Origin of the sequence: Oligoflexus sp. (genome assembly GCF_035638955.1) — a bacterium.
GTDB lineage: Bacteria > Bdellovibrionota_B > Oligoflexia > Oligoflexales > Oligoflexaceae > Oligoflexus.
Window position 1 is genome coordinate 19,122 of the sequence record NZ_DASQYZ010000006.1, and the last position, 8,044, is coordinate 27,165.

An 8,044-nucleotide genomic window follows, 5' to 3' on the forward strand; every position below is an offset into this window, starting at 1 on the left:
CCGATCCACTGTTTATGAAATTTCTATTTCCGCCAGCACGGTGCGCATCAGCTGATGCCAGTTCAGTTCCGCACCCAGGCAGGAGAAGATGTCGGGAAAGTGACTCCAGACCATGGCGGGAAAAAACGTTTCGTCATCCAGGGCCATGGCCTTCTCCTTGCCATGGACCTGCAGATAATCTTGAAAAGTCATTTCACCCGGTAAAACATAGGGTCGCACGCGATCCTGATCCAAAGGCATGACCATGATCGGTCCGATTTTTTCCTTGAACTGAGCCAGACTCAGAATCTTCGGGTCCAGATGCCGGAGCTGCACCATCTCCGCATAAACGCCTTCCAGGTTGCCTGCGACGCGTCCATGCTCCAGACGGCGATAGCTTTCCATCAGATGCTGCGGCAGATGATAGACGGCACCGAAATCCAGAATCACGAGCCTGTCCCCCTGCACCAGGAAATTTCCCAGATGCGGATCGATATGCATGATGCCATGCTTCATCGGACTTAAAACCGAAAATTTCAAAAACCTGGCGGCTATCGTGTTGCGAGACTTTTGATCGGCGCTTCGAATGAATTCATCCATTCTGGGACCTGCCACATAAGTGGAAACCAGGACGTCCTCGCTGGATAATTCTGGAAAAACCTCGGGGATGATAAAATCCAGATCATGGGCAAAGATACGCCCCATCTCGGTCTGCTGTCTGGCCTCCCGCAGGTAATCGCACTCCCGTAAAAATCTGTGCTCGATTTCCTTGAGCACGCGGGACAGCTCGTCAGCATCAAGATAGTTTCGATAAAACGGCGTCAGAAGTTTCATCAGAAACATATCCGTGCGGATAATTTTTTCGATGCCGGGATATTTCACCTTGACGGCAACCTCACGTCCATCCTTGAGTCGAGCCCAGAACACTTCCCCGATGCTGGCGACGGCGATGGGTTTGGTGTTGAATTCAGCAAACACGTCATGTATGGGCTGGCCCAGGGATTTTTCCAGGCGTTCCTGCATGACAGGAAAAGGCAGAGCAGGGGCGGAGGACAGGATCTTCTGCATGATCTCGCGATGAGTCGGGGTCAGACGGCCATGAAAAGCCAAGCGCTGACCGAATTTCATAATCGGACCTTTGAGTTCACCCATGACGGTTTCGAGTTCGTGCAGAAACTCTTCGGAGACGTTCTCCAGCGGTTGGCCTCTACTTTTTGAGGCCAGATAAGCCGACTTTGCCAAAAGACGCGTGATTTTTAAAATGCGAGGTGTGCGACCGACATAGAGCTGCTGATCCTCCATCTCATCCGCGCGACTGGTGACAACGGGCAGGGCCTGGACGATTTCCTGAATCAACCCGAGCCCATCCTCTGTTTGGCCGTCGGAGTAACGTAGCGAGAGGGCGCGATACTCATCGGTGAGCACGGTGGCAAATTGATTCTGGCGGCTGCGATAGAGCCAACGAATGACCGCGGCCAGGAACACCAGAGCCAGCTCGGGATCGGCGAGTTCATGCATGTCCTTTAAATGACGGCCCAGGCGTTCAATTTTTTGCAGCATGGCCAGATCGGAATTATAGAGCTGTTCCATAAACTGCACCAACCGACTGGCCTGGCTTTCCAGGAGATAGAGCGCTTCGGTTTTTTCTTTGGCTTTCTGCCGAACTGTTCCTGTCAGGTCCTTCCAGGGTTCGCGCTGCTTGGATGCGAACAGCCAGAGCTGGCCCAAAAATATATCCAAAGGCTCCAGCCTCGACTTGTGCCGCTTCAGACAGAGCATGAGATTTTTTGGATCGCCAGTCAGCCGCATATGGGTGACGGCTTCTTCGTAGTCGAGGACCATGGATTTTTCTGCATCATGGCGAAAAATACTTTGTAAAAGATGCAGCCGCGCTTGCGTCTGCACGGCATCGCCACTGAGTCTTTGAATGCGCAGAAGCAGGCGTTGGCTCTGCCAGTGTTCCTCGACGTTGGCAGGTGTGTCATGGTCGTAAACAGCAAGCGTCACCTGAGCGATTCGAATATGACCCAGACGCCAGGACTGAATGCCACGCAGCAGTGGTGTCAGTTCCACAAAGTCACGACCATCGCGCCCCATATGATCCGCTATCATTGTATGCACGAAACTTTCCCAATGAGCTCCACCCTGCAATTTATGTTCGGCGAACTTAAGATGCAGTTTGGAATAGAGCCAGCTGTGCTGCGAGGACACCGGCTGAATCTGGCAGAAGAGCAGACAGCGCTCGGCTGTTTCACGGAGCTGCTGTTTATCGCGTTCCTTGAGCGCCTGCAGGCTGATATCCAACTCCATAATTTTCAGGACCACGAAAAAAGCTTCCAGAGCTGCCGGAGGCGTATCAATGGGGCTGGCTGAAAGACTTACCAGGAGCGACTGCAGGAGTTCGACCCGTGTTCCTTGGAAGGATGCACAGCTGGCTTCGGTCTTCTGCTCGATCGAGCGAATGAAATCGCCACTGATTTTTTTCACGGTTGCATCCTTTGCGTTCGGGTCTGTCCTTTCTCAAGAGCAATGATCATACCGTTCCCGTGGTCTTTTAAGGGCGTGAAACCCCTGACGAATTGGGCTATTCATGAGCCCATTCCACGAGGTGCGATGACAGAGGAAACAGAGAAAGCTCAGGCTTTTGATGTAAGCCAAGATAAATGCACGATAAAAGATGCTGTTTCCAACACGTGTGACGTTGCTGATGGACGTTCTATGGACTTAATGTTTTTAAGTCCATGATATCGCATATAAATTGCAGGGACTGCGTTTGCTGACCGGCGTCCTGGTTTCCCTGGCGCGAGGTCGGAGGTTTCCCCATCGACCTCTTTTCTGTTAGAAGAGGCAATAGGGAACGCAGACGTCGGAGGGAGTTGGAATGGAATCCCATGAGCACATCGGCAATTTGGATGCTGCCGCACTTTTGCGCCAGATGGGGCCGAGGATTCTGTCTGATTTCAAAGAGAAACTGCACGCGCAGAGCCAATGCCCATCTCTTTTTGGGCCCATGCTCCCCGAGCTCTTCGAAAATGTAGTGCTTGCCTTTGAGCATGGAGTCGATCGCACCACACAGCACACGGCACTGTGGACTTGCTTACCTTTAGCGTCGATCATGAGCGAACTCTGCCTTCTGCGCGAGGTTGTGAGTGGCGCTTTGCCACGCTCGGTGGATCCAGGTCCCCTGCATCGTTTTCTGGACCGGTGTCTGCAGCTGGCGGCCTCCACACGCGAAAATAGCGAAAACGAGGCTCACCAACATCTTTATGGTTTTTTTCAGCTCGTACCTATTCCCATTTGTGTGGTGACCGGTGATGCCAGGCGCATCACGTTCTCCAATAGTGCCTATGATAACTTTAACCGCCGCCCGGCTGGTGGCAAACCTCTGCAGAATGTTTTCAGTCCGGATGAACTGGATATTTACACCCCTTACATCGACAGCGTCTTTGAGACCGGAAAACCCTGTTTTGTGAAGGAAATCCAGGTTCCGGCTTCCATCGGATCCATGCCCCATGATCGTTGGGTGGAGGCTGCTTATTATCCCCTGGGCGAGCCGGGGCACAAGCCCATGGGTGTGATTGCCATTCATAGTGAAGTGACGGATCGGGTGATCAATCGAACCCGCATGGCACGCAGTGAACTGCGTCTCAAGCAGACCGAAGAACAGCTGAGCCGCGCCATGACCGTATCCAAGGTTGGTTTTTTTGATTGGGATCTGCGTCTGGATCAGATTCATTTGAATCGGCAGATGCGACTCGATTGGGGCACGAATGCTGAATCTTTGACGCCGGATGAGCTGGAAGCCATGATTCACCCGGATGACCGTGAGCAGACCAGGGCGGTCGGACGGGCTGCGATTGCCAACCATACCCCGTATTCCACCCAGTGCCGTGTCGTACGCGCTACGGACAAGAAAGTATTCTGGATTGAAGTTCAAGGTGAGATCACCTACGACGATGACAACAGGCCGCTGCGCTTTTTCGGAACCTCACGCAATATCACCGAGCGCAAGGAAGCCGAACTCAAACTTTCGGCCGAGAAGCATAAATTTGAAGTCATTTTCCGTGATTCTCCGGCTCCAATGTCGCTTTGGAGGGGACCCGGTTTTGTTTTTGAACTCGCGAACCCTCAGTTTGAAAAATTTTTCGAAGGTCGTGACTTAATCGGCAAGGCCCTCGATGAAGCCTTGCCCGAATTCAAAGAACAGCCTGTCTTTGAACTTTTTCGACAGGTGTATAACACAGGCGAAACCTTTATTGCCCAGGAATTTCCAGCGAAAGTGGTTCGTAGCGCTGGCGGATCGCTGGAAGATTGCTATGTGGATTTCAGCCTGACTCGTATTCAGGATGACGAAGGCAAGCCTTATGGGGTTTTCAGTCACTGGGTCAACGTCACGGACAAGGTCAAAGCCCGCGATGAAGCCAGGGCCGCGAGTCTTTCCAAGAGTCATTTCCTGGCGAATATGAGTCACGAGATTCGCACGCCATTGGCGGCCATTCTCGGCTTTACGGCTCTTTTGAGGGATCCACAGCTGCCGAACGCGGAACGGGATGTCTTTGTTGATACCATCATGCGGAACGGGCAGGCGCTCACCCGGATCATCGACGATATTCTGGACCTGGCCAAGGTCGAAGCCGGACGATTGGAAATGGAAACTTTGGATTTTTCCCTACCGGAGCTTATTGATGAAATCATGCTCCTTTTCAAGGATCGCGTCCGACAAAAAAATCTGGAGCTGTCCGCGGATATCGAGGCGAGCGTTCCCGAGCGTATCACGTCCGATCCCCTACGCCTGCGGCAGATCCTGGTCAACCTCGTCGGTAATGCGATAAAGTTTACAGCTAAAGGCACCGTGCACATCAATTGTCACGCCCGTCCGGTTGAGGATGCTCTGCTGATCACGATCGATGTCAAAGATACCGGTATTGGACTGAGTTCGGAACAGATCACCCGACTGTTCCAACCTTTTGCGCAGGCGGATAATTCCACGACGCGAAAGTTTGGAGGCACAGGGCTGGGCCTGGCGCTGTCGCAGCGTCTGGCTGAAGCTCTGGGTGGCCGCATCGATATTCCGTTTTCTGCGCCTGGTCTGGGTTCGGTATTTTGCGTTCAATTTAAAGCCTGTGAAGCCACGGCTCCTTATGAACCGCAAATCAAGACGCCGCTCCCGTCGATTGATTCGATCGAACTGCGTGGGCTCCGCGTCCTGGCTGTCGATGATTCACCGGATAATCTTTTTCTGGTGAAGAATTTTCTGGCCAAAAGCGGTGCGTTGGTTACGACAGCGGGAGATGGGCGCCATGCGATTGACCTGGCGAGTGCGCAGCCTTTTGACATTATCCTTTTGGATATCCAAATGCCCGAAATGGATGGTTATCAGGTGTTTCAGACGTTGCGGGCCAACAGTTTCAAAAAACCGATTGTGGCGCTCACGGCGCATGCCATGGTCGATGAACGTCAGCACACCCAGCGGGCCGGTTTCAATGCACATCTCACCAAACCTCTGGATGCGCTTGAGCTGGTGGCCACCGTTGCTCGGCTGGCTCACCCCGCTGGTATCTGGGTTAGCAATGGCCTTCGAACGTGATCCTGTCACGCAATGGTGATTTTGGGATCCAAATACACATCCTGGATGGCCTGAAGCAGTTGCACTCCCTCAGCAAAGGGGCGTTGGAAGGCACGTCGCCCTGCAATCAAACCCATGCCACCCGCACGCTTGTTAATCACGGCCGTGCGAACCGCCTGGGCCAGGTCATCGGCGCCTGACGACGCTCCACCGGAATTGATCAGACCGATGCGTCCCATGTAACAGTTGGCAAGCTGGTATCGCGTCAGATCAATGGGATGATCCGTGGAGAGTTTGTCATAAACGAGGTTGTGCGTTTTGCCGAAGCCTTTTAATTCAGGATCCAGGTACCCGCGATTATTTTCAGGCAGCTTTTGTTTGATGATATCAGCGTGAATGGTGACACCCAGGTGATTGGCCTGGCCCGTGAGATCCGCGGCCAGATGATTGTCCTGGGTTTTGGTTTTAAACGCATTGTTGCGCAGATAACACCAAAGGATGGTGAACATCCCCAGCGCGTGGGCCTGTTCGAACGCTTCCGAGATTTCCTGAATCTGTCGCCTGGATTGTTCCGAGCCCCAATAAATGGTGGCCCCCACGCCGATGGCTCCCATCTCAAACGCTTTCTCAACACTGCCGAACAGCGTCTGGTCATAGGTGTTGGGATAGGACAGAAATTCGTTATGATTGATCTTCACAATGAATGGAATCTTGTGGGCGTACTTGCGTGCCACGGCCCCCAGCACACCAAAGGTCGAGGCCACGCCGTTGCATCCAGACTCCAGGGCGAGGCGCACAATGGTTTCAGGGTCAAACATGGCAGGATTCATGGCAAACGACGCGCCGGCTGCGTGTTCAATCGCCTGGTCGACGGGAAAAATGGAAACATAACCCGTGTCCCGCAGACGCCCTGCATTGTAGAGCCGCTGGAGGTTGCCCAGCACCGCCGGTTTGCGATCGGTGTGCACCATCACCCGGTCGATAAAATCAGGTCCCGGTAAATGCAGCAGGTTCTTCGGGATCGTTTCGCAACGATGCTCCAGAAGCATTTTCGCATCCTTGCCCAGAAGCGCTTCAATTTTTGACGTTGTTAAAACTTCGGCCATAGAATTACTCCCATCCTAAGTCGTGTCAGCGCTTTACCCTAACGGACTTTGAGGGAGGGGACAAAAGAAAAAGGGCCGAGTCCCTGTAACGGAAGACTCGAGCCCTGTTCGTCCCTGGTAGTGTTTTATTCCGCGCTCCATTTCTTCCCGGATTTGCCGTAACTAGAGTCGCAAACATGAGCAAAAAAAATCAGAAACCCGCCATTAAGCGACATCCATTTCTTGTCATTTGATGCTAACTATATGGAAATATTATTTTAATTGGAATATTCTAAAGTATTATTGTATATTATCCGATAATACAGGTAGAATGGGCAGTAGGAGGAGCTTCGGCCATGAACATGCCAATCAAGAAAAGCTTTAATATTAGCCCTGATCTTGCTCAAAAGGTCGATGATATAATCCAAAAAAATCCCGGCCTGTCGTTCACTTTCATCATGAATCAGGCTCTGGAAGCTTGGCTCATAGATCCTCGTTTGCGCCTTGCGGCTCAGCAAAGAGGGCCCGTAACAGATGATGAAATGGACAAATTTCTGCGGGATAACAGCTTGCTCATGGACAAACTGGCAAAATGATAAGGCTCATCGAACTCCAGGCCCGTGAAGTAGAAGGCCTTAATCGCAGGGCAATTGAGGATGCATACAGAAAAGATTCGACCTGCAAACAACAGCATAGGCTTGTAAGAGCCGGGGATTTGATTGGCTGTCTTGCTGGGATTTTCTATCAGTCTCAAGCAGGGTATATGCACCTGCCAATTGAAAAGATGGCTGGCCTTTTGCTGTATCGAATCGCAGAAGGCCAGTTCTTCATGGACGGAAACAAACGCACAGCTATCTTTGCAGCTTGGTTTTTTCTTGCTAACAACGGCTATTCACTCTATATGGACGAAAACCGCCTCAATGATCTGATCTGGGGCTTTTCAAAGGACCCGGCCACAGGTCTTGCAAAGTATTCCCAGAACGATGCGATGCAGTACATCTTTGATAACATCATACCGTAAGAATAACGCAACTCATCAGATCGTACCCGCTTAAGGCTAATAGAATTCACTCGTCAAACGTATTGGGAATCCTGCCAAACAAATTAATTGCGTGCTGAAGATCATGAATAGGGGTGTCAGTTTTGATTGGCACCATAGGGGTCAACGAGATTACATCGATATGGGTTAAAGAGGGAGTGGATTTCGCATGATACTCAATCGGGTAGTTCGTGAAAAAGACTAGATTGACTCGATCAAGACCTGTCGCTTCATCTCCCTATATCTCAGCCAAGTATGAGACAGTTTCTGCCGATAAATTAGTATAATGAAAGTGGCGGAAATGAGGCTTCATCCATGTCCCAGACATCCAAAGACAAAAAGCTTGTGGGTTCAGCAACTTCAGAATCATTACCT

At 51.6% G+C, this 8,044-nt stretch carries 5 protein-coding genes; 3 read left to right on the top strand and 2 right to left on the bottom strand.

Annotated features, from left to right (window positions below; genetic code table 11):
• Nucleotides 1–12: 12 nt before the first annotated feature.
• A complete protein-coding gene (locus VE954_RS00390) occupies nucleotides 13–2,466 on the bottom strand; it encodes an AarF/ABC1/UbiB kinase family protein (RefSeq protein ID WP_324948480.1) in 2,454 nt (817 codons plus the stop codon).
• A 394-nt stretch (nucleotides 2,467–2,860) separates the two neighbouring features.
• Here VE954_RS00390 and VE954_RS00395 point away from each other — a divergent pair, with 394 nt between their 5' ends.
• Nucleotides 2,861–5,566: a response regulator gene (locus tag VE954_RS00395; RefSeq protein WP_324948482.1), complete on the top strand. Its 2,706-nt coding sequence runs from the start codon at nucleotides 2,861–2,863 to the stop codon at nucleotides 5,564–5,566.
• Nucleotides 5,567–5,571: 5 nt separating this feature from the next.
• On the opposite strand, the gene VE954_RS00400 is transcribed toward VE954_RS00395, so the two are convergent.
• Nucleotides 5,572–6,651 (bottom strand): class I fructose-bisphosphate aldolase, encoded by a 1,080-nt coding sequence (locus VE954_RS00400; protein WP_324948483.1) that lies wholly within the window; start codon nucleotides 6,649–6,651, stop codon nucleotides 5,572–5,574.
• 335 nt (nucleotides 6,652–6,986) lie between these two features.
• Between VE954_RS00400 and VE954_RS00405 the strand changes: the two genes are divergently transcribed.
• Together VE954_RS00405 and VE954_RS00410 are read left to right on the top strand one after the other, a co-directional pair.
• Entirely contained in the window at nucleotides 6,987–7,226 is a 240-nt protein-coding gene (locus VE954_RS00405) for a hypothetical protein (RefSeq protein WP_324948485.1), read from the top strand.
• Entirely contained in the window at nucleotides 7,223–7,651 is a 429-nt protein-coding gene (locus VE954_RS00410; protein ID WP_324948487.1) for a type II toxin-antitoxin system death-on-curing family toxin, read from the top strand. Before VE954_RS00405 ends, VE954_RS00410 begins: the two co-directional genes overlap by 4 nt.
• The last annotated feature ends 393 nt before the right edge of the window (nucleotides 7,652–8,044 follow it).

What these genes read in the sequence shown, in the direction of transcription:
- VE954_RS00400 (WP_324948483.1), bottom strand. Translation starts at nt 6,651, where the DNA reads ATGGCCGAAGTTTTAACAACGTCAAAAATTGAAGCGCTTCTGGGCAAG.
- VE954_RS00410 (WP_324948487.1), top strand. Translation starts at nt 7,223, where the DNA reads ATGATAAGGCTCATCGAACTCCAGGCCCGTGAAGTAGAAGGCCTTAAT.
- VE954_RS00395 (WP_324948482.1), top strand. Translation starts at nt 2,861, where the DNA reads ATGGAATCCCATGAGCACATCGGCAATTTGGATGCTGCCGCACTTTTG.
- VE954_RS00405 (WP_324948485.1), top strand. Translation starts at nt 6,987, where the DNA reads ATGAACATGCCAATCAAGAAAAGCTTTAATATTAGCCCTGATCTTGCT.